Here is a 24,517-nt window from a genome sequence, read left to right as displayed (position 1 = left end):
GGGGAACGCGAAGTGAGCGGTAGCAAATACGGCCGCAACATTATTCTTGTCGGCTTTATGGGAACCGGTAAATCGACGGTCAGCCGTTTGCTGGCCGAGCGTCTTTCCTGGGGAAGCCTCGACACGGACGAAGAGATCGTCAGAATGGCGGGCAAAACGATTCCGCAAATCTTCTCCGAGGACGGAGAGGCGGCTTTCCGGGATTGGGAGAGCGAAGCGGTACGGGAAGCGCTGGACGGGGAACGGAAAATCGTCGCGACCGGAGGGGGCGCCGTGCTGCGCGAAATCAACCGGAAGCGCATGCTGGAGCGGGGCTGGGTCGTCGCGTTGACGGCGGACAAGGCGAGCCTGATCCGCCGGGTGAACGCCGCGGCGGGCTCCAGGCCGCTGCTGGAGGGCGACGCCGAAGCCCGCGTCACGCAGCTGCTCGCAACGAGACGGCAGGCTTACGACTTCGCGCACGCGAAGGTGGATACGTCGGCCAAATCGCCCGAGGAAGTCGCGGAGGCGCTGCTGCAAGGGCTGCCGGAGGGCTGGCTGTAGCCGCGCCCCGCGGCCGCCCGGGGGCCTCTCCTGGATGGAGATTCGGAGAGGCTGGCGCTTCTGCGCCGTGCCGGCGGTTCCGAGGGCGACGTTAGCCGGGTTACGCCTGGTTCAGCTCGTTCCAGGCCAGCATGCCTCCGACGAGGTTGGTGACGCCCTCGTAGCCGAGCGAAGCGAGATACTGGCACGCTCTGTCGCTGCGCGCGCCGCTTCGGCAGACGAGGATGACCTCGCCGTGCTTCGGGATCGCCTCGAGCTGCTGCGGCACTTGGCCGAGCGGAAGGTGCAGCGCGCCGGCAATCATGCCCTGCGTGACCTCTTCCTCCTCGCGTACGTCGATCATATGAGGCGTTTCTCCGGCGTCCAGCCGGGCCTTCAGTTCCTCTACGGATATCGTGCCGTAATGACTCATCGGAATCAGCCTTTCCTTCAAGTAGTATAGCAACATCATAAGAAACTGCGCGCTGCGCTGTCAAACGATAGGCGGTAGGAGCTATGAGAATCGTGCTAGGCGTCGCGCTCGCGGGTTTTCTGGGAGCGCTGGCGCGTTACGGAATCGGATTTCTGATCCCTGCTTCGGGCGCCCCGGCCGCCTTCCCGTGGGCGACGGTATTCATCAATCTGTCGGGCTCGCTGCTGCTGGGGCTATTGACCGGCTGGCTAATGGGCAGACCCGCCTTGGCCTGGGCCGGCGACGTGCTGGGCACCGGCTTTCTTGGCGCCTACACGACGTTCAGCGCGTTTAACGGGCAGCTCTGGCAGATGCTCGAGCATCGCGCTTACGGCGTCGCCGGCGTTTACGTGCTCGTAAGCGCCGCGGCGGGCTGGGCGCTGGCCGCTCTGGGCCTGACTCTCGGCAGGAGGAGGATGAAGCAGGCATGAACGGCTTGGGACTCGCATGCTTCGTCGGCCTTGGAGGCGCGGCGGGTACGCTGCTGCGCTACGGGATCGGCCGCTGGACGGCGGCCAGAGACAAGCCCGCTTATTACGGCACGCTGACCGTGAATCTTGTCGGCTCGCTGGCGATGGGCGCGTTGATCGGAATCGGGCTCGAGCAGCGCGACGCCGCGATGTACGCCTTTGCGGGGATCGGCGTGCTGGGCGGGCTGACGACCTATTCCACCCTTAACGTGCAGAAAGCGACGTTAATCCGCGGCGGCTCCGCCGGGAGGCGGACGCTCGTCTATTACTTAATCGCCACCTACGCCGGCGGCCTGGCGATGACCGCGGCCGGCTACGGGTTGGCTTATCTCTTCCATCACTAACGGGTTCAAGGAGCGTGCTAATCGAACATGGATATGATCGTAACTCCGACTGGCAAACTGAACGGCGAAATTCAAGCGCTGTCTTCCAAAAACTACACCACCCGCTATCTGCTCGTCTCCGCGCTCGCGGAAGGCACGAGCACGATTCTGTATCCGGCCCACAGCGAGGACGGCGAGGCGATGCGGCGCTGCATCCGCGATCTCGGGGCGACCGTCGAGGAGGACGACGAGAAGATCGTCATTACCGGCTTCGGACGCCATCCCCGTGCGACGAAGGAGCTGGACGTCGGCAACGCCGGCGCCGTGCTGCGTTTCGTCATGTCGATCGCGGCGCTGCTGCCGGAGGTGCATTTCGTCAACTCGTATCCGGCTTCCCTCGGCAAGCGCCCGCACGACGATCTGATCGCCGCGCTGGAGAGCATGGGCGTGCGGATCGAGCACGAGAACGGCCGGCTGCCGATGACGATTCGCGGCGGCAATCCGCGCGGCGGCAAAATTCAAGTGTCCGGCAGCGTCAGCTCGCAGTTTCTCAGCTCGCTGCTGTTCCTGACGCCGCTGCTCGACGAGGACAGCGAGATCGAGGTGCTGCACGATCTGAAATCGAAGGTGGTCGTCGGCCAGACGCTGGAGGTGCTGGAGCAGGCGGGCATCGTTATCGAGGCGTCCGACGATCTGATGCATTACCGGATTCCCGGCAGGCAGAAATATAAAGCGCAGACGTATACCGTTCAGGGCGACTATCCGGGCTCGGCGGCGATTCTGGCCGCCGCGGCCGTCACCGAGTCGGACGTGGTCGTTCACCGGCTGATGGAAGACAGCAAGCAGGGCGAGCGGGCGGTCGTCGACGTGCTGAAGGCGATGAACGTTCCGCTTGCGCACGAGAACGGCATCGTCCGCGTTCGGGGCAACGGCAAGCTGACTGCGGGCGAATTCGACGGAGACGAGTTCACCGACGGCGTGCTGGCGATGGTCGCGGCCGCCGTGTTTGCCGAAGGCACTTCCCGTTTCTACAACGTGGAGAACTTGCGCTACAAGGAATGCGACCGCATTACCGACTACTTGACGGAGCTGCGCAAGGCCGGAGCGAACGTCGAGGAGAAGCGGGACGAGATTATCGTGCACGGACGTCCGGAAGGCGTGGAAGGGGGCGTCGAGATCGACGCGCATTACGATCATCGCGTCATTATGGCGCTGACGGTCGTCGGCCTGCGCTCCGCCCGTCCGATCCGCATCAAGGACGCGCATCACGTGGCCAAATCGTATCCGATCTACTTCGATCATCTGAAATCGCTTGGCGCCCAGGTCGAATGGGCAGACTAACCGGGTTCGCATGCTAAGGGTGTGTATGCAAACCCGCTCAGGGGCATCTTTTGCTGTCCTCGGAGTAGGCATACACGCCCTAAAATAAGGGAGGTTTTCCGTATGGCTTACGTTCATCCGTCGCGAGAAGAGATCAAGCGAATTTTGGAGGAGTCGGGCACGATCGCCGTCGTCGGTCTGTCCGACGATCCGTCCAAGACGTCGCATATGGTGTCCGAAGCGATGCAGCGCAAAGGCTACCGCATCATTCCGGTCAATCCGAACGCGACGATGATTCTGGGAGAGAAGGCTTACGCGTCGCTGAAGGACATTCCGGAGCCGGTCGACATCGTCAACGTGTTCCGCCGTCCGGAGCATACGCCTCCGATCGCGCGGGAAGCCGCCGAGATCGGCGCCAAGACGCTGTGGCTGCAGCTTGGCATCCTAAACGAAGAGGCGGGAGCGATCGCCGCCGACAGCGGCCTTAACGTCATTATGGACCGCTGCATCAAAGTGGAGGATTCCATCCTGCTTCCGAACGGCAAATCCTGAGCGGACGGTCGGATTGGAGCGGCGGCGCCTTGATCCCGGTAGACGAGACGGCGCCGCCGCTCTATAGGCTGCATGGGCTTCCTCGTCGCGGGCTGGGCCTATGTACGTAAATTTCGGCGGGAAGGAGGAGACGCATGTACGGAATCGGTTACTTGCAGAGGCTGGGGCGGGCGATGATGCTGCCGATGACGGTGCTGCCGGCCGCGGCCATCTTTCTGATGCTGGCGCGGCTGCCGTGGGATTCGTTCGGATGGACGCAAGTGCCCGACCTGCTGCACGCCGCCGGGATGGCGATATTCGAATACGTCCCCTATATATTTGCGATCGGCATCGCGCTCGGGATGTCCAACCAGTCCGCCATGGCGGGCATGGGGGCGCTCGTCGGGATGTTTATTTTCCATGTCGTTGCGCATACGTATGATCCGGACGGCGTTCAGCCGTCGATGTTCGCGGCCGCGGTCCTCGGCATCGCCTCCGCTTGGGCGCACGAGCGCTTCAAGTCGTTCCGGCTTCCCGAATATTTGCAATTTCTCGGCGGCTCGCGGTTTGTGCCGCTGTTCATGAGCGTCGTGTCGCTCGCGTTCGCCTGGCTGATGATCGGCTTGGGAGAAGGGCTGCAGAACTGGGCCGCCTCCGCGGGCTCGCTCGTCTATTCCGCGGGCGGCTTCGGCGTGTTTTTATACGGCTTTCTTCATCGCATTCTCGTCGCCTTCGGACTTCATCACATTTTGAACCACCTGTTCTGGTTCCAGGTCGGAGAATACCAGGGAGCGGACGGAGCGATGTATTTCGGCGATTTGCCGAGATTTTTCGCCGGGGACGAATCCGCGGGGATTTTCATGGCCGGCCTGTATCCGATCATGATGTTCGCCTTGCCCGCCGTCGCCTTCGCGATCATTCACGAAGCGCGCGAGGATCTGAAGCCGAAGACGAGCAAGCAGTTCCGCGCGGCCGCGCTCGGCTCGTTCCTGACGGGCATAACCGAGCCGGTCGAGTTCGCTTTCCTGTTCGTCGCGCCGTACCTGTTCCTCGTTCACGCGCTGCTGTCGGGCGGAGTGATGTGGCTCGTGTACGAGCTGGACATTCATCACGGCTTCGCGTTCTCGGCCGGTGTGCTGGAATATTTGGTGAACCTCCCGCTGGCGCAGCGCGGCTGGCTGCTGCTGCCGATCGGAGCGGCCACGGGTTTGCTGTATTACGTGCTGTTCCGCTGGAGCATCCGCCGCTTCCAGCTGGCCACTCCGGGGCGGGAAGACTCTACCCGGCTGGACGATTGGGCTGGGGACGTTCCGTACCGGGCGCCGCTTATTCTTCAGGCGCTCGGCGGCAAGGAAAACATGGTGCGGCTCGAAGCCTGCATCACCCGTCTGAGGCTGACGCTGGAGGACGACCGCAAGGTCGACGTGCAGGCGCTGCGCCATCTTGGAGCGGCCGGGGTCATCCGTCTCGGAGGCGGCCACGTGCAGGTCGTATTCGGCACATTCTCGGAGCTGATCCGGGAAGAAATCCACAAGATTATGCAGACCGACGTCCAGCAGATCCAGTTCCACTCCCCGGTGCAAGGACGGATGATTCCGCTCGAGGAGGTCGACGATCCGATCTTCGCCGGAAGGCTTGTCGGACGGGGCGTCGCCTTTATTCCGGACAGAGGGGAGCTGGTCGCGCCGGTGCAGGGCAAAATCATTCATATTCACCCTTCGCTGCACGCGATCGGACTGGAGACGAAGGACGGTCTGGAAGTGCTGCTGCACGTCGGCATCAATACTTCCGAGCTGGGAGGCAAAGGCTTCACGGCGCTGGTGCAGCTCGGAGACGAAGTGTCGCCGGGCCAGCCGCTGCTGAAATTCCACATTCCGACGCTGAAGCAGCATGCGAAATCGTTGGAAACGCCAATGGTAATCACGAACAGCGACAGGGTCAAATCCTGGAGGTTCGCTCCGTATAAAGCGGTCAAAAAGGGTCAGGCCGCGGTCATGTCGGTTGTCGTGCATGAGAGAGAGAACAAGGGGGCGGAGAAATGATACAGGCATTGGGGGCGTCGCAAGGAATCGCGATCGGCAAAGCCTTCGTTTTGCCGCATTGGGAATGGGAGCTGCCGGATCAGAAGATCGACGTGGCCGATCTGGCCAAGGAGTTCGATCGGCTGTACGAGGGGATCCGCCGTTCGAAGACGGAGATCAGCCAGATGAAGACGGAGCTGGACGAAGCGGTCGGCGCCCAGGAGGCGAGCATCTTCGACGCGCATCTGGCCATTCTCGAGGATCCGGTGTTCATGAACGAGATTCAGGGCATTATTCAGCGCCAGTACAAGGTGGCGGAGGTGGCCGTCAAGGAAGCGATCGACCACTTCGTCACGATGTTCGATCTGCTGGACGACGAGTATATGAAGGAGCGGGCGCTCGACATCAAAGACGTGGGCAACCGGCTGCTGAAGCATCTGCTCGGCGCTCCGGAAATTTCGCTGCCGGAGGACACCCAGCCGTTCGTGCTCGTCGTAAGGGAGCTGTCCCCGTCGCAGCTCGTCCATCTGAAGCCGGAGCTGGTGCTCGGCATCGTGACGATGGTCGGCAGCCCGACGTCGCATTCGGCGATCATGGCGCGCGCGTTCGGCATTCCTCTGGTCATGGGCGCGGAAGGCAAGCTGGAGCAGCCGATCGTCACGGGCGACCTGCTGATCATCGACGGCGAGACCGGCATGCTCCAGGTCGATCCGACGCCGGAGATGGTTGCCCGGTATACGGAGATGCGCCGTCGGCTGATCGCGCAGAAGGAGCAGCTGCTCAAGCTCGCCGAGGTGCCGTCCGTGACGCTTGACGGCGTATCGCTGACGCTGGCGGCCAACATCAGCTCGCTGAAGGAGCTGGAGGCGGCGCTGGCTAACGGGGCTCAGGGCGTGGGCTTGTTCCGGACGGAGTTTCTGTATATGGACAGGACGCATTTTCCTTCCGAGGAGGAGCAGTTCGAAGTGTATCGGACGGCCGTCCAGAAGCTGAAGGGGGAGACGCTCGTTATCCGCACGCTCGACATCGGCGGAGATAAGCAGCTGGATTATTACGAAATGCCCGAGGAGGAGAATCCGTTCCTCGGCTTCCGGGCGATCCGCTTCAGCCTCGAGCGCAGAGATTTGTTCAAGATTCAGCTGCGCGCCGTGCTGCGGGCTTCGAACTACGGCGACGTGAAAATCATGTATCCGCTGATTACTTCCGTGGAAGAGGTGCGCGAGGCGAACGCGGTGCTGGACGAGGCGAAGCGGGAGCTTCAGGAGGAAGGAGTACCGTTTCGCGGCGGGATCAAGACCGGCATTATGGTCGAAGTGCCTGCCGCCGTGGCGATCGCCGATATATTGGCCGAGGAGGTGTCGTTCTTCAGCATCGGCACGAACGACTTGATCCAGTTCACGCTGGCGGTCGACCGGATGAACGAGAAGATCAGCCATATGTACGAGCCGTTCCACCCGGCGATTCTGCGGATGATCCGCACGGTCGCGCAGGCGGCCAAGGCGAAGGGAATTCCCGTCAACATCTGCGGGGAAATCGCCGGGGACGTGAACGCGCTGCCGATCTGGCTCGCGCTGGGCATCGACGAGCTGAGCCTCTCCGCCCAGGCGATTCTGCCGGTGAAGGAGCGCCTGCTGCGCGCCAAAGCCTCCGACAGCCGCAGTCTGCTCGAAAGGTTGTTCCGCTGCGGAACGGCCAAGGAGGCGCGGGAGCTGGCCCGTCAATTCCATGCGGAGACGGCGCTGGCCCCGGGCGGGGCGAACCCGCTCGCTTAACGCGGATTCGCTCGGACCCCGGGCCAGCGGCGGGCCGAAGCGTCAGCGGCCGAACAGCAGATCGCAGAACGCCTTCGCGTACGGCGGAAGATCCGGCGGTCTGCGGGCCGACACGAGATTGCGGTCGACGACGACCGCTTCGTCCACCCAGGTCGCGCCGGCGTTCTCCATGTCGTCGCGAATGCCCGGCGTTGAGGTGACCTTTCTGCCGTCGAGGATTTTGGCCGAGACAAGCACCCATCCGGCGTGGCAAATTTGGCCGATCGGCTTGCCGGCGGCGTCCATGCGGCGCACGAATTCGAGCACGCGGGGATCGCGGCGGATTTTGTCCGGGGCCCAGCCGCCGGGTACGAGCAAGCCGTCGAACTTGTCGGCGTCGAGCCCGTCGTACGAAATGTCGGCGACCGCGGGCACTCCGTATTTTCCGATATGCTTGCGTCCCTGCTCCGGGCCGGCGTATACGACCTCGGCGCCTTCTTCGCGCGCGCGATAGACGGGGTACCACAGCTCCAAATCTTCGAATTCGTCATCCAGCAAACATACGACTCGTTTCGTTAAGGCCATAACAGGCCACCTCCGTTCGATAGTGGGATGCAGAAGTCCATTGTATCAAAACTTGCCCTTTTCTTCACGTTTCGGGATCGGACAAGAGAGAGGAAGGATTCCGAATGAAGGGAAAATGGAAGTATCTTCCGGCGTTGCTCTGCATGATCGCCATATTCGCGGCCTCGTCGCGAAGCGGGGATCAGCTCGACAGCGTGCTGCCCTGGTTTCAGCGGTGGCTGCCGTTTTTATCCGATTTTAATCCGATGCATTACGTCGCCTATTTCGCGCTGGCCTTGACGATTGCTTACGGAATGGGCCGGTTGGCGGCCGAATGGAGAGGCTGCTTGCTTAACATCGTCGTCTGCGTGCTGTACGGGATAACGGACGAATGGCACCAGTCGTTCGTGCCGATGAGAAGCCCGGACCCGCTCGACCTGCTGCACGACGGCATGGGAGCGGCGGCGGCGAGCCTGCTCGTTCTGCTGCTTCTCCGACTATTTAATAGGCGCCGTTCCAGAAATTACACCGGCTCCTGAGAAGGAGAACGCGAGCCCCGGCTCGAATACGTACGGATAGCTCTTTGTAAGTAAGGAGAGAATGCCGTTGCTTAAACGCTGTACATGCGGGGAGGAGATGAACCTGGGTCTCCGCACCGTTATTTTTGCGAAAAAAGTCAATATTAACAACGTTCCGGTATACCATTGTCCCGTTTGCGGAAGGAACGACGTTTTTCCCGGCGTGAAGGAAGACGTCGGCAAGCTGGTCGGACAGCTTGGGGCCAGGCCCGCTCCGGGCAGCATCCCCTTCGATCAGGTTCACGAGTGGGCCGGGGTGCTGTCGCAGGCGCTGCACGATTCCGAATCGCTGCAGGCCGCCGCGATCGCCAAAGCGGCCGAAGCCAGAATCGATCAACTGCTCGATCTGCTGCTCATCGCTTCATCCCTGGAAGACGAAGTCTGGATGGACGAAATACATACGCGTCTAAGTCAGTTGAGCGCCCGGAACGTTCCATAGCGTTGACGAGAGACTGCCCCGAAGGGGGCGGTCCCTTCGCGTTTCGAAGCAGGCCGGCGCCGGCCCCGAGTATTCCGGAGACGGCCGTCCGGCGGCCGCCGGAGCGAAAATTTTGCGCGGCCCTCCATTTTCTGCTACGATATTCTTATTGGTTTTCAAGGAGCCGCCGCAAATCGCGGCCAACCTGCAGCAGAACGCCGAAATTCGCGCAGTCGGATTTCGCGGTCGTCCGCGTCATCCGGAGTCGGTCCGCAGCAAGATCGAATAAGCAAAAAAAATGGATTTTTTAAACGACATAATAGAGGTTTGATTGCTAAAGATGCGGTTTTGTCGTATCATTACCTTAATAATCCATGATGGGACAAACCTTGGGGTTTGCAGTCATGAACATTGGAGCGAATCATTGTGACGGTAACCATTTACGACGTGGCACGGGAAGCAGGCGTGTCGATGGCGACGGTATCCCGAGTCGTCAACAATAATCCTAACGTCAAGCCTCAGACGCGCAAGAAAGTTTACGAGGCGATTGAAAGATTGGGCTATCGGCCGAACGCGGTCGCGCGCGGTCTGGCGAGCAAGAAGACGACGACGGTCGGCGTCGTTATTCCCGACATCGCGAACGCGAATTTCGCGGAGGTTGCCAGAGGCATCGAAGACATTGCCAACATGTATCACTACAATATCATTTTGTGTAACGCGGACAAGCGCAAGGACAAGGAAATCCGCGTCATCAACACGCTGCTCGAGAAACAGGTAGACGGCTTGCTGTTTATGGGCGGAGCGGTGACGGACGAGCATATCCAGGCGTTCAAGACGTCCAATGTGCCGATCGTGCTGTGCGGAACGAAGGACGAGAAGGGGGCGATCCCTTCCGTCGATATCGACCACGAAGCGGCCGCTTTCGATGCCGTGATGAAGCTGATCGACGAAGGCCATCGTTCGATCGCGATGATCAGCGGCACGCTGCAGGATCCGGCGAACGGATACGCCCGCTATCAGGGCTACAAGCGGGCGCTGGAGCAAGCCGGTCTGCCGCTTCGCGAAGAGTATGTGCGCGTCGGCAACTACAAGTACGAATCGGGCATCGAGGCGATGCAGTATTTCCTCGACCTGCCGGATCGTCCGACGGCGGTATTCGCCGCTACCGACGAGATGGCGATCGGAGCGATTCACTGCATTCAGGACGCCGGATTAAACGTTCCCGGAGACCTGTCCGTCATTAGCGTGGACAACAGCCGGATTTCCTCGATGGTGCGTCCGCTGCTGTCGACGGTGGCGCAGCCGATGTACGACATCGGCGCGGTATCGATGCGGCTTCTGACGAAGCTGATGAAGAAGGAAACGGTGGACAACGCCACGGTAACGCTGCCGCACGAATTGATCGCGCGCCGTTCCGTAGCCGGACCGAAAGGCAACTGACAGCCGCAACGACCATGACAGCCCTGCTCGGCGCGCAGCCGAGCGGGGCCTCTTTTATGAGCGCACAACTTGACCGGGAAAGGAACGGATCGATGACATTCGGAACAATCGGCATTATCGGAGCGATGCGGGAGGAGATCGAGCTTCTGCTGGCGCAGACGGACAACAAACAAACGGAATCCCATGCGGGAATTACATACTATCGCGGCGTTTTTCACGGGAAGGAGATCGTGCTGACCCGCTCGGGCGTCGGCAAAGTCAACGCGGCGGTGTGCACCCAGATTCTGATCGACAAGCTCGGCGCGGACGTCGTTCTGTTTACGGGAGTGGCCGGCGCGGTCGACCCCGTGCTGAACATCGGCGACATCGTCGTCTCCTCGAGCTGTCTGCAGCACGATATTGATGTAACTGCGCTCGGATTTCCGGGGGGGACGGTTCCTTACCAGGACGTATCGGAATACGAAGCCGATCAACGGCTGATCGCATTGGCCGAACAGGCCGGTCGGAAGCTGTACCCGGGACGCTGCAAAGTCGGCAAAATTTTGTCCGGCGACCAGTTCATCGCCGATCGCGCGGTCGTACAGTCGCTGTACGAGCAGTTCGGCGGAGCTTGCGTGGAGATGGAGGGGGCCTCGGTCGCGCAGACGTGCTTCATGAACGGCGTTCCCTACGTCGTTATCCGTTCGATGTCCGATAAGGCCGACGGCTCGGCGCACGTCAATTTTGCCGAGTTCACGGTAGAGGCGTCCAATCGCTCCTACGCGATTGTCGAGGAAATCGTAAAGTCGCTGTAAGCGCCCAAAAAGCCGTGCCGTTATCTCCGGGATTGTGGAGATAGCGGCACGGCTTTTCTTTGACAATACTCCGGCGTCCGAGGACCCCGGAGACGTTTTTGCTTGGTTTTATCCGATATGCTGCAGCGCGATTTCGAGGTTTTTCTTGTTTTTTTCGGTAATCTCGAGCCTTCGCGGCATGGGCTCCCACCGTTCCGCGTCGTCCAGCCAGGTCGAAGGCAGCGGATAGTCCGGCTTGCGAATGACCGGGACGCCGGGCCAGCCCTTCGGCAGCGGTCCGCCGTCCGCTTGGGCGTCGATCGAAGCCAGCAGCGGGTGGTCGTTCATCTCCAGCCAGAGCAGGCTCCACGCCCGCGGGACAACCCGCCAGTGATCGTACCCGCCGCCGCCGAGAGCGACCCATTTTCCGTCCGTGTAACGCTCGGCCAGATCGCGAATCATTTTCGGCATTTCCCGATAAACGCGCATGCTGCAGTGAATGTGCGCCAGCGGATCGAAGGCGTGGGCGTCGCAGCCGTGCTGGCTGACGATAAGATCCGGGCGGAAGACCCGCGCCGCGCTCTCGATGGCCCGGCCGAAGCATTCCAGCCAGGAATCGTCTTCCGTATAAGGCTCCATGGCGATGTTCAGGCAGCTGCCGTAGCCGGAGGAATCGCCCCGTTCATGGGGGAAACCGCTTCCGGGAAACAAGAACTTCCCCGTCTCGTGAATCGATAATGTGAAGACATCGGGATCGGTGTAAAAAAACCACTGCACGCCGTCCCCATGATGCACGTCCGTATCGATATACAGAACGCGGGCCGAATAGTTCTCCCGCACATGGGCGATTGCCGCGGCCGCATCGTTGTAGATGCAGAAGCCGGAGGCGCGGTCCGGGAACGCATGGTGCAGCCCTCCGGCCAGATGCAGCGCCCGCGTCGCCTTCCCCGACATTACGGCGTCCGCCGCCGCCATGGAGCCGGCCGCAAGCTCTATCGCCGCCTGATGCATATCCGGAAAATACGGGGTGTCTCCGTCCTCTTCCAGCCCGTAGCGGTCGGCTTGGCTGATCGTATTCCTGTCGGGATTGGCGACGCTCAGCGCCTGCACGTTCTCGATATAATCGTTCCGGTGAATGCTCCGCACCATTTTTTCCGCCTCCTGCAGGGAGAGCGGAGGGAGGGCTTGCCGCTGGTCCAGCGCGTCGCTTTCCCGCAGAAGATTTTCCGTTAGCGCGAGCCGCACGGGATGAAACGGGTGATCGTCGGAAAACCGGTAATGACCGGAAGCTTGGTTATCAATCCATATCGTAGAGGAAGCCAGAGAAGGTCGCCTGCCTTTCTAATACATAAAGCGTTGTCTGAACCGGACGCGGTCGAATTGCTCGGCGGAGGACAGAGGGACGTCCTTGCCGATTCGAACCATGAGACAGTTGGCGGGGTGCGCGCATATTTCCGGATCGTCCGTGGCGAACCAGACCATGCCGACCGATTTCATCAGCCGTTCCATCATCTCGCGATACTCCCAGACGTTCAGTCCGCTGGATTCCAAATCCCAATGCCAGTAGTATTCGGTCGTGTACACGATCATATTGTCCAGCTGCCCGTCTTCGAACGCGGCGGAGATGAGCGCTTTGCCGAGACCGAAATTCCGGTAATCGTCGGCAACCTCGATCGCCCCGAGCTCGACGAGATCCTCCATGCCGCCCTCCGACCAGCGTTCCATCTCGTCCGGATAGTGGAAGGTCACATATCCGACGATGACGTCTCCGTCCCGCGCCGCGATGATCCGTCCTTCCGGCAGCTCCGCAATTTCGATCAGGGCGACATGCTGTTCCGCCGGCCTGCGAAAAGCGTCCAGCTTCGGATGCATCGTCAGCTTCCGCAGTTCCTCCGGGGCAACGGGTCCTTCCACGACCAGGGAGCGGCCGTGCCGTTCGATCGTGTGGCGAACGTATTTCTTGATATGCTCCATGCCGTTCCCCCCTTGTAAACCGTGTTTACGCTCCGTCTATTATACCATACTCAATTCTCGCAAAGCGCGCCGCCCATGCCGCAAAACGGAATAATGCCCCCGGAAAGGGAGAATTTGTCCTTGGCCTCTATGCAGAGTTTGGAGGCACTGTGGTATAATGTCTGTGGAAGAGGGGTAGCCTCAGGTTCCTGAAAGCGCATTCTTCTAACGGGTACCCGCATTTTTATGGGAAGGTGATGGAGTGTGACATTACAATCGGACGAAAAGTTGGCCGTCACGGCTAAGGTGAGCAACATGGCATCTTACGAGGAGGCGGTAAAAAGCTTCAATTGGGCGGACATCGAGAAACATTTTACGTGGTCGACGACCGGCAAGGTAAACATGGCCTACGAGGCGATCGACCGCCATGTGGCGGAAGGCCGCGGCGACAGCATCGCGCTGCATTACAGTGACAACGATCGCGAAGAGAGCTATACGTTTTCCGACTTGTCGAAGCAATCGAACCGTTTCGCCAACCTGCTGCGGGGACAGGGAGTGGGCAAGGGCGACCGCGTATTTATTTTTATGCCGCGGACTCCGGAGCTGTACTTCAGCTTGCTCGGAACGCTTAAGGTCGGCGCCGTCGTCGGCCCCTTGTTCGAAGCGTTTATGGAAACCGCCGTCAAGGATCGCCTGCAGGATAGCGGAGCCGTCGCCTTGGTGACGACGCCCGCGCTGCTGTCCCGCGTTCCGCGGAAGGAGCTGCCGGAGCTGAAGCATATTTTCGTCTTCGGGGATTCCGTGGCGGAAGGGGACGGGATTATCGACTACGGCCGCGCCATGGCAGACGCATCGGACGAGGCGGAGGTAACCTTCCTCGATCGCGAGGATGGCATGATTCTTCATTATACTTCCGGATCTACGGGCAGGCCCAAGGGCGTATACCACGTTCACAACGCGATGGTCCAACACTATCATACCGGCCGCGTCGTACTGGATTTGCGAGAGGGAGACGTCTATTGGTGCACTGCCGACCCGGGCTGGGTAACGGGAACGTCCTACGGGATCTTCGCGCCATGGCTGAACGGCGTCACGAACGTCGTGCGCGGCGGACGCTTCAGCCCGCAGGACTGGTACGCGACGATCGAGAAATATAAAGTAACCGTCTGGTACAGCGCGCCTACCGCGTTCCGCATGCTGATGGGAGCCGGAGACGACGTCGTCAAGTCGTCCGACCTGTCCAGCCTTCGCCACGTGCTGAGCGTAGGAGAGCCGCTGAATCCGGAAGTGGTGCGCTGGGGCAACCGGGTATACGGTCAACGCATCCACGATACGTGGTGGATGACGGAAACCGGCGGACAGTTGATCTGCAACTATCCAAGCATGGAGATCAAGCCGGGCTCGATGGGGCGTCCGATTCCGGGCGTTCAGGCCGCCATTATCGACGATCAGGGCAACGAGCTGCCTCCGTATCGGATGGGCAATCTGGCGATCAAGACGCCATGGCCGGCGATGATGCGCAAAATTTGGAACAATCCGACGAAGTACGAGGAATATTTCCATATTCCGGGCTGGTACGTGTCCGGCGATTCGGCGTACAGGGACGAAGAGGGCTACTTCTGGTTCCAGGGCAGAATAGACGACGTAATCAATACGTCCGGCGAACGGGTCGGGCCGTTCGAGGTCGAGAGCAAGCTGGTCGAGCATCCCGCAGTGGCGGAAGCCGGCGTCATCGGCAAGCCCGATCCGCTGCGCGGCGAGATCATCAAGGCGTTCATTTCGCTGCGCGAAGGCTACTCGCCTTCCGAAGAGCTGAAGGCCGATATCGCCAAGTTCGTCAAGGAAGGTTTGTCCGCTCACGCTTCTCCGCGCGAGATCGAGTTCAAGGACAAACTGCCGAAAACCCGCAGCGGCAAGATCATGCGCCGCGTGCTGAAAGCTTGGGAGCTGAATTTGCCTACGGGAGACTTGTCCACGATCGAAGACTAAGCGAGGCTTTCGCCGGCTGGCGGCGATAAAAAAGGGACGAAGCAGATTGAATTCTGCTTCGTCCCTTTTGCTGATTCGATCCGTTATTCGCCGGATTTGACTTCGACGGCGGAGGTCGGCGACGATTCCCCGGAAGGGCTGACCGCCGTAATGCGATACCAGCCTGCGGAAGCGGGCGCGATATACTCGAAAGACGTCGACTCGGTTGTGCCGAGCAGCTTGTATTTGTCGTTCGGCGAGCTGCCGTACCAGACCTGGTATTGGGTAACGCCTTCGTCCGCCGGATTGGCGTTCCAGGTAAGCACAACGCCGATCTCCGTGCCGCGGGCGCTTAGTCCGCCAGGCGAGGACGGTCCGCTGCTGCCGCCGGCGCTCGGGATCTCCGGCGGCTCCGTATCCGAATCTCCTCCCGTCGAGCCGGGGTCCGTCTGGTCCGGGATCGTCGGGTCGACGATAATTCCGCCGTCCGTGGCATGAATCTCGCTTGGCGCCGATTCGTTGCCGGCGACGTCCACAGCGGTTACGTAATAGCTGTAGGATTGGCGAGTGCTGATATAATTGACGAATTTCAAATCTCCGCCGACCGGCAAGGAAGCTTCGACCTTCTGGAAGGGGCTTCCGTTAATCGACCGGTACAGCCTGTAGCCGGCCACGTCCGCTTGCGGCGAAGCGGAGAACGTAATTCTCGCCAGGTTGTCGAGCGTCTCTACGGCTACGCTGCTCGGCGGACTCGGCACGGCTCCGTCCTCGACCCGCGGATCGATCTTGGAAGGAGCGCTGTCTCCGGCGTCCTTGGGCAGGTAGTACGAGAGCGGCTTGCGGCTTTGGGCCGAGACTTGGCCGAGCTTCGCCTGAAGCTCCTCGGTCAGCGCGTCCAGCGGCGATTCGCGGACGATCATGACCGATTCGCGCAGCAGATCCTCGGGCGTTCCGTCCTGCGGCAAATAGTTGACGCCGTTGTAGGAAATATATTTGACCTTGATCAGAGCGTCGTCGGATTCCGTCGGAATAAATTTGCGATTGAAAATGTCGGTGACAAGCCGGCCGGCCTGCCGGGTCAAATCCGTTGGCAGCTTGCCGCTGACGCTGGAGACGGTCATCGAGACGATATCGTCCGGTTTGTCGAACGTCTTGGTCGGGAACAGCTCCGGTTTCGTCTCGGTCACTTCGTTCATAATCTTGGCCCAGATCGACCGCGCGCGTCCGTGGCTGTCCGAGGAGAGCGTATGAATGACCTTCTCGTAACCGATCCAGACGCCAAGCGTGATGTCCGGCGTGAAGCCTTCGAACCAGACGTCGCTGTAGTTTTGCGTCGTACCGGTTTTGCCGACGATCGGGATGCTCTTGTAGTTTTTATACTGCGACATCAGGGAGGTAGCCGTTCCGTTCGTGACGACGGTACGCAGCATATCCGTCATCAGATAAGCGGATTGCTCCGAGACGACCTGCGTGGGCTCCAACTGGTGCTTGTAGACGATCTTGTTGTTCGCATCGCGGATTTCTTCGATCAGATAAGCGTCGTTGAACACGCCCTTGTTGGCGATCGCGGCGTAGGCGTTCGTCAACTCCTCGACGGACGTGCCGTATTTCAACCCGCCGATAACCCCGGTCTGGGCCTCGTCGTCTTCCTTGACCAGCGTCGTGATGCCGAGCGAACGAACGAATTCCCAGGAATCCTTAATGCCGACTTTGTTCAGGAATATTTTCAACGCCGGTATGTTGTAAGAATTGTTCAACGCCTGCCGGGCAGTGACGAGTCCGGAATAACGGTTGTTCGAGTTTTTCGGGATATGGTATCCGCCGCCGCCGTTTTTCAGAATGATCGGCGAATCGTCCACGACGCTGGCGGGCTGGATCAAGCCTTTGTCGATGGCCGGCAAGTAAGCGGCGATGGGCTTCATGGCCGAGCCCGGCTGCCGAACCATCTGGGTCGCGAAATTCATCTGCTCGATGTGGAAATCGCGCCCTTCGATCATGCCGAGAATCGCCCCGGTCTTATGGTCCATCAGAACGGCGGCGACCTGCTCCACGCCTTTAACCGGATGGTCCGCGGCGAAATTCTCCGGATTCTCGGCCACATCGTGCATGAGGTTGTAGACTTTCTTATCGATGGTCGTCGTGACTTTATAGCCGCCCCGCAGCAGCTGCGTGCGAGCTTCCTCGACCAGCCCCGAATTTTCCTTTAGCTTGAGGTCGGCGCGGGTCAGGTCCGGATTTTGCTGCAGAACGAGCAGCTCGGCGGCCTGCCTCTCGGCTTCGAGCATCAAATACGGATAAGTATTGTACGCTTTCTCGGTAGGCTTGGCGAGAGACGCGTAGAGATCGAAGGCGAGCGCTTCGTCGTATTGCGCCTTCGTAATCTTGTTCTCCTCAAGCATGCGGCTAAGGACGAGTTTCTGGCGCGTAACCGCGCGATTGAAGTTTTTCTCGTTGAATTCTCCTTTGCCGTTAAAAGCGGAATACAAAGAAGGGAGCTGCGGAACGCCCGCCAGATAAGCGGCCTGGGCAATATTGAGCCGGTCCAGCTTGTCGATGCCGAAGATGCCTTTGGACGCGGCCTTGATTCCGAACACCTGGTAGCCGTTGGAGCCGTTGCCGTAAGGCACCTTGTTCAAGTAGGCGGTCAGGATTTCTTCTTTGCTTAAGTATCGTTCCAGGCGCAGCGACAGGAAAATTTCTTTCGCTTTGCGGCTGGACGTCTGGTCCAGATTCAGGAATACGCGGCGGGCGAGCTGCTGCGTAATCGTGCTTCCGCCGGTTTGAACGCTTTCGTTCAGCAGCTGCTGCTTCACGGCCCGGAACAGTCCGTTCGTGTCGACGCCGGGGTGCGTGAAGAAATTTTTGTCTTCGATGGCGATGACCGCGTCGACAATGATTTGCGGGATTTGATCGTACGTGACCGGCCTGCGGTCTTCCTCGGAACGGAGCTGTCCGATCGGGGCGCCGTCGTTAAAGTACACGAAGCCGGTAATTGCGTTCTCGTTAATCTTTTCTTCTATGAAGGCCCGGTCGCGGATGGGTTCGTCATGGACGAGAGACGCGACGAATCCCGCTACCGCTCCGGCGCCGACCAGTCCGGCCAAAATGCCGAACAGAATGAGCCAGAGAACGGTGAACCCGGCGATTTTTCCCGCTGTTTTGAAGCCTTCGCCCTTGCGTTCTGGCTCCGAAGGGGGTTGTTTAGTAGTCGTCATTATAGAAATCCTCCTTCAACAAACAGAACTATTATAGCACACATAACCATAGTTTGGCTTCCTTGGAAGGTTGCTCCCCGGGCGAAAAGCCGTTCGCTGCGGCCCTTCGCAAATTCGTACCGTACGGTTATACGCGCCAAACGGGCCGCGGTTGTGTTTTTGCTGACAAAAAAAGACTCTTCCCCGTTCTCCGAAGAGGAGGGAAGAGTCTCGGCGGCTGCGCGATTACAGAGCGGGCGGGGTGAACGTTCTTGCGGCGAATTCCGCATCCATCATGTAGAAGGCGTTGCTGTCCTTGTCGATCCGTTTAAGCTTGTTGATGATCGTGTCGAACATCGATTCCTCCTCGACCTGCTCGTCGATAAACCACTTGAGGAACTGGATCGTCGCATGCTCCCGGTCGTTCAGGGCCAGGTCGGACAGGTGATAGATGCGCCGGGTCACTTCCTGCTCGTGCTTGTAAGCATGCTCGTAAGCGTCGAGCACCGACGAATAGTCGTTGTTCGGCGTGTCCATGCCGGTTAAGGTGACGCGAATGCCGCGATCGTTGAGGTACTTGTAGATTTTCATCCCGTGAAATTTCTCTTCCTCCGCTTGAACGGTGAAGAAATTGGCGAAGCCGTCCAGGCTCTCGCCGGAGCAGTAGGCCGCGATCGCCAAATACACGTGAGCGGAATAAAGCTCGTAATTGAGTTGGTCGTTCAGGGCTTTGCTTAAGGTTTCGTTAATCATCTCGCGACTCACTCCTTATCGAATTTGGCTCGTTCTACCCGAATTGTACCACAAAGAGCGTCGTCATCCTATTCGCTGCTTCAGCTTCTCGTACAGCGCTTCGGGGGATGGAGCAACGATAATTTCCGTTTTGCCGATCAGCGCCATGCACTGCTTCGTGCACAGCTTGCAGGCGCCCAGACAATCCTTTTTCTTGCGCTTCACGTCCGGATATTCGGCTTTAAGCGTCTTATACACGGACTTGGAGCCATGCTTGAAGTTCCGGCAGCAAAATTTGATTTTTTTCACGGGGCACCCACCGGCCTTCTTCGTCAGCTTTTTGGCCTGTCACATTCCATTTCGGCCTGCAATTCGACCTATCCCACCAAATGATATTAATTCTCATTATCATTGTCAACAGAAAATGATGCTTTGCCTTGGCACTGAGCTGCAATAACCGGATTTGCAGCACATTGCGGGCCGAGTGGCGCCTTTTCGAGGGGGGATAATCGAATCTGTAGCACATCGCGGGTCGAGTGGAGGCTTTTTGAGTGGGGATAATCGATTCTGTAGAACATTGCGAGTCGAGTGGGGGCTTTTTGAGCGGAGATAATCGATTCTGTAGCACATCGCGAGCAAAATGGAGGCTTTTCGAGTGGGGATAATCGATTCTGTAGCACATCGCGAGCGAAATGGAGGCTTTTCGAGGGGAGATAACCGAATCTGTAGAACATCGCGAGCCATAGGGGAAACGGGAGGAATTGATAGAGGTGGCGTAGAGAAAACGTTCCATCTTCCTCCGCTGAGGCAGGCCTTTTCTGTGAGAGGATACAGGGCATATATTCACGAACGAAACACATGTATTAGCTACTCCTCGGCCGATCACTCAGTTGATTTAAACGAGTACTGTGACGATTTATTATTTTGGGGAACGATGCAAATTGAGGGGGAACAGCTTGTGAGCGCGATCGGGATCACGGTTTCGGAATTCTCCCCTCAACCTTCCAGTATATTGTAGATTCTTGTCGATTATCAGACTGCACTTTCCTAATTTTTCCTTGTATGATAGTGGCATTACGTATGAGGAGGGCTTACATTGAAGAAGTTTAGTTTAGCGTTTTTATCTGTGATTGTGCTCATATCAACTTTCTTTGCTTCGATTTCGTTTGCCGCCACTGTTGGCCAGCCGTTGACAGAGCCTGAGCCGGGGTGGCAGCGGTATGATAATACATCGCCAGGTATTAACTATGGTGGCTCTGGGACATGGGTGACAACATCTTCGGCACTCCCATACTATAAAAGTACACAACACAGTAATGCCACAAAGGGAGCGGAGTTTAGTTTTGCTTTCATTGGAACAAAGTTTAGAATCATTGATGCGACCTTTACCAATCGCTCAACTGCAATTGAGCTGTTTATAGATGGAGTGAGCCAGGGACTGATTTCAGAACGTCTTACATCCCAGGAGCAATATATGACGCTTATCTTTGAGAAAATCTATCTCGTTCCGGGGAGGCACCATGTAAAACTGGTTCAGACGCTGACAACAGCGTCGAATACATTTCTTTCACTTGATGCTATCGATCTTGATGACACTGGTTATCTTATTGGCATAACAAATTTGTCTGCAATTCCGGGAGATTCATCTGTAATCCTCAACTGGGACCATGTGGCTGGCGCTACTAGCTATGAGATTCTTAGATCAACATCTGCTGGAGGTCCTTATACTAACATAGGGACAGCAAGTCTGAATAATTTCACGGACAACTCAGTTGAAAACGGAACAGCTTACTATTATATCGCTACGACTGAAAATAGCCTTGGCGGAGTAATCTCAACAGAGGAAGCATCGGCAACGCCAATCACCCCGCCAAATCCAAGTCGCGCGCTCCTTACAATCTACATCTCAGGAGGACAGATCAAGGAATACGATCTCTCTGCAGCAGAACTGAACGCCTACCTCAATTGGTACGATGCAAAGGATGCCGGCAGCGGCCCTGCGAAGTATGCTTTTACAAAAACCTGGAACAAAGGCCCGTTCAAAACAAGAACCGAATACATAATCTTCGATAAGATCCTGACATTTGAGGTGGATGAGTACGAAGTGGAGAATCCATAACCAGAGGGAACAAACTGAAGAGATGGGCTAGAAGGGTCAAGTTGTCCGCGGCGGCCGATACTGATCGCAACGATGTCGATGTCGGGCATTCCGGCTCCTACGGATGTGAGCAAGGTAATTAGCAGCACAACAAAAACCCCGGAATCCCTCATAACAAGGGACCCCGGGTTTTTTCAGCTAGCGGTCAGCCGAAATTAACGGCTGTAGAATTCGACGATTTGTTTAACGTCGATTTCTTGGGACAGCTCGCCGCGGTCCGGAAGACGAGTGTACTTGCCTTCCATGGCGTTGGCGTCGTAGTCCAGATAGCCTTGGATGTGGTGACGTCCTTCCAGGGCTTCCTTAATGGACTTCATGGAACGGCTGCGCTCGCGCAGACCGATGACGTCGCCGACTTGCACGATGTAGGAAGCGATGTCGACTTTCTTTCCGTTTACCGTAACGTGGCCGTGGGAGACCAGTTGACGGGAGCCGTAACGGGAGTTTGCCCAGCCGAGACGGTAAGCGAGATTGTCGAGACGGCTTTCCAGCAGGATCATGAAGTTGTCGCCGGCGATCCCTTGCATCTTCGACGCGCGGTCGAACAAGTTGCGGAATTGCTTCTCGTTCAGGCCGTACATGTGGCGAAGCTTTTGTTTCTCTTGCAGCTGCATGCCGTATCCGCTGATTTTGCGGCGTTGGTTGGCGCCGTGTTGTCCCGGAGGGAACGCGCGTTTCAAATCTTTACCCGATCCGCTCAGGGAAATGCCCAGGCGGCGACTTAGCTTGAACTTAGGACCTGTATATCTTGCCATGTGTGTGAAAGCTCCTTTTTCAAAATGAAATGTTTTTGAAAATGGGTTTCGTTGCGCGGATTTTCCTAACCGGCATGCCCGGTTCCAGCAGGGAAGTTCAGCCGCTGCCCGCTGGTGGATCGTCCGAGAGGGTGCCACAAGATCTAAGCCCAGTATTCAACAAGATATATTATAAGATCTTGAGGGGAATTGTCAAGAACTATTCGTTCCGCTCAATCCCTCGCAACGCAGAACGGGTGAACAGGGAAGGGAAAGAAAGCGCTTAAGAAAATAAGTCTGAAGACGGTAGACTTCTACGAAGCTAGTGCAAAAATCATGGTTTCATTGTATAGTAAAAAAAAGAGACATCGGGGGATGGAGGTGTCGGGTATGGTCCGCAAGCGAATATTTCAACAGCTTCACGAATCGCAAAATGATCCGGAGAATCCATCCCGCACCCTTCAACAGCTGCCGCATTGGTTGCAAAAGCAGGAGTTGACCGAAGCGGACTTGCCGTACATCCACGACTTGCTCGCGAGCGGTTTTGAAGAATGGCTGGAAGAGGTGGAAGGATTCCCTTGGCTCGGAGGGCCGATGGCGCTGGTCCATCCGGACGGAACGAACGTCGTGGCGGACCGGATGCGCGAGGAGCCGGACGACGTCTATCTCGCTTTCTGGAGCGAGGAGGAGAACGGTCCTACGGCCGCCAGCAGGGCGCTGGTGACTTGTCGGCCGACGCTGATGCGCGCCGAAGAGCACCGTCTCTCCAAGCTGAAAGAATACGACTCGATCGCCGTGCCGATCTTCGCGAGAACGACCGGCTTTCCCTGTGCGGTCGTGGCGTGCCTGCTTCCGGCGGGCGCGGCGCAAGCCGGCGATCTGAAGCTGCTGCAGGCCGCCGCGCTTCATATTCGAAGCTGCATTTACCGCAACTTTGAGAACCTGTTCGTCGGCGGGATGCTGAGAGAACGCAAGCTGTCCAAGAAGGAAGAAACCCGCAGGAACATTTTGTTCGGGGTGATGAGACGGCTTAACGACCATATCGACGTGGAGAACGTGTTGTCCGAGGTGCTGGACAGCCTGGAGCAGCTGTATCCGGTCTGCAAGGCGGATCTGTTTCTATCCCAGGACTATACAAGTCCGAATGAGAAAGTACGTCCGCTCGCGTTCCATCTGAACGATATGGATCTGTGCAAAGCGGCGTTCCTGGACGGGAAGGTTCGGGAAGAGCATGCCGAGGGAAGGCACCGGATCGCGCTGCCGCTGTCCGGCAAGCAAGGCGTATACGGCGTGCTCCGGCTCAATATGCCGGAAAGCCAGTTCGACGAAGCCGATATCGGGTTTCTGACGATGCTGGCCGGCGCGGCCGGAGCCGCATTCGAGAAAGCCAAGCTCCACGAGCAGGCCAACGTTCTCGTAGGGGAGCTGCGCCTGATCAACGAGCTCACCCATCGGCTGAACAGCAGCCTGAAGCTGTCGGAAACGATGCAGTTCGCATCTGCCGAGCTGCTGGCGATATTCAAGTCGGATTTTTGCTGCATTCTGCAGTTCGACGCCGGTCTCCATCAGTTCGTCGTCATGTCCTCGAACGTGGCGGAGATGATCGGGGAAACGTATTCCAAGGATTACGGCTTCTGCGGCGTCATGTGGTCGACGAAGGAGCCGATCATTTTGTCGGACTACTGCTCGGCCACGCCCGTTGCCTCCAAGCTGATGGACGTCACGGGTTCCCGGTCCCTGCTCGCTTCGCCGTTGCTGCTGAACGGAGAAGTCATCGGCGCGGTCTTGATCGCCAAGGGGGAGCCGAACCATTTTTCCTACGACAATTACAAGCTGCTGCAGGTGCTGTCGGCCCATCTGGGGTTGGCGATTTCCAATGCCACGCTGCATGCCGAAGTGCGCAGAATGGTCATTACCGACAACTTGACCGGCTTGTACGCGCGTCATTATTTGAACGAGAGAATCGGGCGCAAGCAGCTTCGCGACAGCTCCGGATCGCTGATCGTCGTCGATATCGACCATTTCAAGAAAATCAACGATACTTACGGTCATCAGGTCGGAGACGACATTCTCATTCAGGTCAGCCAGATTATCCGCACGTCGATACGCGACAGCGACATCGCCGCCCGTTGGGGCGGGGAGGAGCTTGCGATTTATTTGCCGCTGCTCAGTCTCGAGCAGGCGCAGCGGGTGGCGGAACGCATCCGGCAGCGCGTAGAGGCCGAGACGAAGCCGCAGGTTACCGTGTCGTGCGGCATCTCCGAATGGCGGCTGCAGGACGACAAGATCAGCGTCGAGACGCTGTTCTACAAGGCGGATATGGCGCTGTACGAAGCCAAGCACCACGGGCGGAACTGCATCGTCGTCGGCTGATACGCGAATTCGTACGCATAAAGCGCCAAGCCATAGGCTATTCCATAAGTAGAGACGTACCGGATTATCGATGAGAAGAGTGGACATCCGCTTATCGATAAGGGCTGGGTACGTCTCCTTTTGCTTATGGGGCGGAAAGTCGGCTGCTCTTCCGCGGCCGGGTCCTCGCTTCCATGCCGAGTCCGGTGCATAGACCCGGAAAATGAGGAAACGATACGAAGC

The 24,517-nt window shown here is 58.3% G+C and carries 22 protein-coding genes; 14 read left to right on the top strand and 8 right to left on the bottom strand.

Annotated elements, in window-relative coordinates:
- Positions 1 to 12 precede the first annotated feature (12 nt).
- Positions 13 to 543, top strand: a complete 531-nt coding sequence (locus ACFFT4_RS33595) for a shikimate kinase (RefSeq protein ID WP_378053961.1) — start codon at positions 13 to 15, stop codon at positions 541 to 543.
- Between the two features lie 100 nt (positions 544 to 643).
- Here ACFFT4_RS33595 and ACFFT4_RS33590 read toward each other — a convergent pair whose 3' ends face one another.
- Entirely contained in the window at positions 644 to 955 is a 312-nt protein-coding gene (locus ACFFT4_RS33590) for a rhodanese-like domain-containing protein (protein WP_378053959.1), read from the bottom strand.
- Positions 956 to 1,038: 83 nt separating this feature from the next.
- Here ACFFT4_RS33590 and ACFFT4_RS33585 point away from each other — a divergent pair, with 83 nt between their 5' ends.
- The 6 genes from ACFFT4_RS33585 to ptsP all read left to right on the top strand — a co-directional run bounded on the left by ACFFT4_RS33585 (position 1,039) and on the right by ptsP (position 7,431).
- A complete protein-coding gene (locus ACFFT4_RS33585) occupies positions 1,039 to 1,425 on the top strand; it encodes a fluoride efflux transporter FluC (protein ID WP_378053957.1) in 387 nt (128 codons plus the stop codon).
- Complete coding sequence (locus tag ACFFT4_RS33580; protein WP_378053955.1) at positions 1,422 to 1,808, top strand: fluoride efflux transporter FluC; 387 nt, start codon at positions 1,422 to 1,424, stop codon at positions 1,806 to 1,808. Before ACFFT4_RS33585 ends, ACFFT4_RS33580 begins: the two co-directional genes overlap by 4 nt.
- Before the next feature lie 27 nt (positions 1,809 to 1,835).
- Positions 1,836 to 3,128 (top strand): 3-phosphoshikimate 1-carboxyvinyltransferase, encoded by a 1,293-nt coding sequence (gene aroA, locus ACFFT4_RS33575; RefSeq protein ID WP_378053953.1) that lies wholly within the window; start codon positions 1,836 to 1,838, stop codon positions 3,126 to 3,128.
- A gap of 102 nt (positions 3,129 to 3,230) precedes the next feature.
- The gene (locus ACFFT4_RS33570) at positions 3,231 to 3,659 is read left to right on the top strand and encodes a CoA-binding protein (protein ID WP_378053951.1); all 429 of its coding nucleotides are present in this window, start codon (positions 3,231 to 3,233) and stop codon (positions 3,657 to 3,659) included.
- A gap of 134 nt (positions 3,660 to 3,793) precedes the next feature.
- The gene (locus ACFFT4_RS33565; protein WP_378053949.1) at positions 3,794 to 5,680 is read left to right on the top strand and encodes a glucose PTS transporter subunit IIA; all 1,887 of its coding nucleotides are present in this window, start codon (positions 3,794 to 3,796) and stop codon (positions 5,678 to 5,680) included.
- Positions 5,677 to 7,431 (top strand): phosphoenolpyruvate--protein phosphotransferase, encoded by a 1,755-nt coding sequence (gene ptsP / locus ACFFT4_RS33560; RefSeq protein WP_378053947.1) that lies wholly within the window; start codon positions 5,677 to 5,679, stop codon positions 7,429 to 7,431. Before ACFFT4_RS33565 ends, ptsP begins: the two co-directional genes overlap by 4 nt.
- Before the next feature lie 42 nt (positions 7,432 to 7,473).
- Here the strand turns inward: ptsP and ACFFT4_RS33555 are convergent, their stop codons facing one another.
- The gene (locus tag ACFFT4_RS33555; RefSeq protein ID WP_378053945.1) at positions 7,474 to 7,995 is read right to left on the bottom strand and encodes a type 1 glutamine amidotransferase domain-containing protein; all 522 of its coding nucleotides are present in this window, start codon (positions 7,993 to 7,995) and stop codon (positions 7,474 to 7,476) included.
- A 104-nt stretch (positions 7,996 to 8,099) separates the two neighbouring features.
- Here ACFFT4_RS33555 and ACFFT4_RS33550 point away from each other — a divergent pair, with 104 nt between their 5' ends.
- The 4 genes from ACFFT4_RS33550 (at position 8,100) to ACFFT4_RS33535 (ending at position 11,204) form a co-directional block, all read left to right on the top strand.
- A complete protein-coding gene (locus ACFFT4_RS33550; RefSeq protein ID WP_378053943.1) occupies positions 8,100 to 8,513 on the top strand; it encodes a VanZ family protein in 414 nt (137 codons plus the stop codon).
- A 67-nt stretch (positions 8,514 to 8,580) separates the two neighbouring features.
- Positions 8,581 to 8,991, top strand: a complete 411-nt coding sequence (locus tag ACFFT4_RS33545; protein ID WP_378053941.1) for a TraR/DksA C4-type zinc finger protein — start codon at positions 8,581 to 8,583, stop codon at positions 8,989 to 8,991.
- 405 nt (positions 8,992 to 9,396) lie between these two features.
- Complete coding sequence (gene ccpA, locus ACFFT4_RS33540; RefSeq protein WP_378053939.1) at positions 9,397 to 10,410, top strand: catabolite control protein A; 1,014 nt, start codon at positions 9,397 to 9,399, stop codon at positions 10,408 to 10,410.
- A 92-nt stretch (positions 10,411 to 10,502) separates the two neighbouring features.
- Entirely contained in the window at positions 10,503 to 11,204 is a 702-nt protein-coding gene (locus tag ACFFT4_RS33535) for a 5'-methylthioadenosine/adenosylhomocysteine nucleosidase (protein ID WP_378053937.1), read from the top strand.
- Between the two features lie 108 nt (positions 11,205 to 11,312).
- Here the strand turns inward: ACFFT4_RS33535 and ACFFT4_RS33530 are convergent, their stop codons facing one another.
- On the bottom strand, positions 11,313 to 12,485 hold the full coding sequence (locus ACFFT4_RS33530; protein ID WP_378054479.1) for an acetoin utilization protein AcuC: 1,173 nt from the start codon (positions 12,483 to 12,485) through the stop codon (positions 11,313 to 11,315).
- Positions 12,486 to 12,524: 39 nt separating this feature from the next.
- Complete coding sequence (locus tag ACFFT4_RS33525; protein ID WP_378053935.1) at positions 12,525 to 13,157, bottom strand: GNAT family N-acetyltransferase; 633 nt, start codon at positions 13,155 to 13,157, stop codon at positions 12,525 to 12,527.
- Positions 13,158 to 13,400: 243 nt separating this feature from the next.
- Between ACFFT4_RS33525 and acsA the strand changes: the two genes are divergently transcribed.
- A complete protein-coding gene (acsA, locus tag ACFFT4_RS33520) occupies positions 13,401 to 15,125 on the top strand; it encodes an acetate--CoA ligase (RefSeq protein ID WP_378053933.1) in 1,725 nt (574 codons plus the stop codon).
- Positions 15,126 to 15,208: 83 nt separating this feature from the next.
- Here acsA and ACFFT4_RS33515 read toward each other — a convergent pair whose 3' ends face one another.
- The 3 genes from ACFFT4_RS33515 to ACFFT4_RS33505 all read right to left on the bottom strand — a co-directional run bounded on the left by ACFFT4_RS33515 (position 15,209) and on the right by ACFFT4_RS33505 (position 19,339).
- Positions 15,209 to 18,319 carry a transglycosylase domain-containing protein gene (locus ACFFT4_RS33515; RefSeq protein WP_378053931.1) on the bottom strand — a complete coding sequence of 1,037 codons (3,111 nt, stop codon included), beginning with the start codon at positions 18,317 to 18,319 and terminating at the stop codon, positions 15,209 to 15,211.
- A gap of 225 nt (positions 18,320 to 18,544) precedes the next feature.
- Entirely contained in the window at positions 18,545 to 19,051 is a 507-nt protein-coding gene (locus tag ACFFT4_RS33510) for a ferritin (protein WP_378053929.1), read from the bottom strand.
- A gap of 63 nt (positions 19,052 to 19,114) precedes the next feature.
- Positions 19,115 to 19,339 (bottom strand): DUF1450 domain-containing protein, encoded by a 225-nt coding sequence (locus tag ACFFT4_RS33505; RefSeq protein ID WP_378053928.1) that lies wholly within the window; start codon positions 19,337 to 19,339, stop codon positions 19,115 to 19,117.
- 787 nt (positions 19,340 to 20,126) lie between these two features.
- Here ACFFT4_RS33505 and ACFFT4_RS33500 point away from each other — a divergent pair.
- Positions 20,127 to 21,149, top strand: a complete 1,023-nt coding sequence (locus tag ACFFT4_RS33500) for a fibronectin type III domain-containing protein (RefSeq protein ID WP_378053926.1) — start codon at positions 20,127 to 20,129, stop codon at positions 21,147 to 21,149.
- A gap of 194 nt (positions 21,150 to 21,343) precedes the next feature.
- Here the strand turns inward: ACFFT4_RS33500 and rpsD are convergent, their stop codons facing one another.
- Complete coding sequence (rpsD, locus tag ACFFT4_RS33495; protein ID WP_378053924.1) at positions 21,344 to 21,943, bottom strand: 30S ribosomal protein S4; 600 nt, start codon at positions 21,941 to 21,943, stop codon at positions 21,344 to 21,346.
- Positions 21,944 to 22,312: 369 nt separating this feature from the next.
- Here rpsD and ACFFT4_RS33490 point away from each other — a divergent pair, with 369 nt between their 5' ends.
- Positions 22,313 to 24,295: a sensor domain-containing diguanylate cyclase gene (locus ACFFT4_RS33490; protein ID WP_378053922.1), complete on the top strand. Its 1,983-nt coding sequence runs from the start codon at positions 22,313 to 22,315 to the stop codon at positions 24,293 to 24,295.
- Positions 24,296 to 24,517: the final 222 nt, after the last annotated feature.

This window comes from Cohnella cellulosilytica (assembly GCF_042431195.1).
Taxonomy (GTDB): domain Bacteria; phylum Bacillota; class Bacilli; order Paenibacillales; family Paenibacillaceae; genus Cohnella; species Cohnella cellulosilytica.
This window is presented reverse-complemented; position numbering and strand designations above follow the sequence as displayed.

Coding starts and splice junctions, on each gene's coding strand:
- ACFFT4_RS33555 (WP_378053945.1), bottom strand. CDS start 7,995: ATGGCCTTAACGAAACGAGTCGTATGTTTGCTGGATGACGAATTCGAA.
- rpsD (WP_378053924.1), bottom strand. CDS start 21,943: ATGGCAAGATATACAGGTCCTAAGTTCAAGCTAAGTCGCCGCCTGGGC.
- ACFFT4_RS33585 (WP_378053957.1), top strand. CDS start 1,039: ATGAGAATCGTGCTAGGCGTCGCGCTCGCGGGTTTTCTGGGAGCGCTG.
- ACFFT4_RS33550 (WP_378053943.1), top strand. CDS start 8,100: ATGAAGGGAAAATGGAAGTATCTTCCGGCGTTGCTCTGCATGATCGCC.
- ACFFT4_RS33515 (WP_378053931.1), bottom strand. CDS start 18,319: ATGACGACTACTAAACAACCCCCTTCGGAGCCAGAACGCAAGGGCGAA.
- ACFFT4_RS33510 (WP_378053929.1), bottom strand. CDS start 19,051: ATGATTAACGAAACCTTAAGCAAAGCCCTGAACGACCAACTCAATTAC.
- ACFFT4_RS33565 (WP_378053949.1), top strand. CDS start 3,794: ATGTACGGAATCGGTTACTTGCAGAGGCTGGGGCGGGCGATGATGCTG.
- ACFFT4_RS33525 (WP_378053935.1), bottom strand. CDS start 13,157: ATGGAGCATATCAAGAAATACGTTCGCCACACGATCGAACGGCACGGC.
- ACFFT4_RS33580 (WP_378053955.1), top strand. CDS start 1,422: ATGAACGGCTTGGGACTCGCATGCTTCGTCGGCCTTGGAGGCGCGGCG.
- aroA (WP_378053953.1), top strand. CDS start 1,836: ATGGATATGATCGTAACTCCGACTGGCAAACTGAACGGCGAAATTCAA.
- ACFFT4_RS33490 (WP_378053922.1), top strand. CDS start 22,313: ATGGTCCGCAAGCGAATATTTCAACAGCTTCACGAATCGCAAAATGAT.
- ptsP (WP_378053947.1), top strand. CDS start 5,677: ATGATACAGGCATTGGGGGCGTCGCAAGGAATCGCGATCGGCAAAGCC.
- ACFFT4_RS33570 (WP_378053951.1), top strand. CDS start 3,231: ATGGCTTACGTTCATCCGTCGCGAGAAGAGATCAAGCGAATTTTGGAG.
- ACFFT4_RS33535 (WP_378053937.1), top strand. CDS start 10,503: ATGACATTCGGAACAATCGGCATTATCGGAGCGATGCGGGAGGAGATC.
- ACFFT4_RS33590 (WP_378053959.1), bottom strand. CDS start 955: ATGAGTCATTACGGCACGATATCCGTAGAGGAACTGAAGGCCCGGCTG.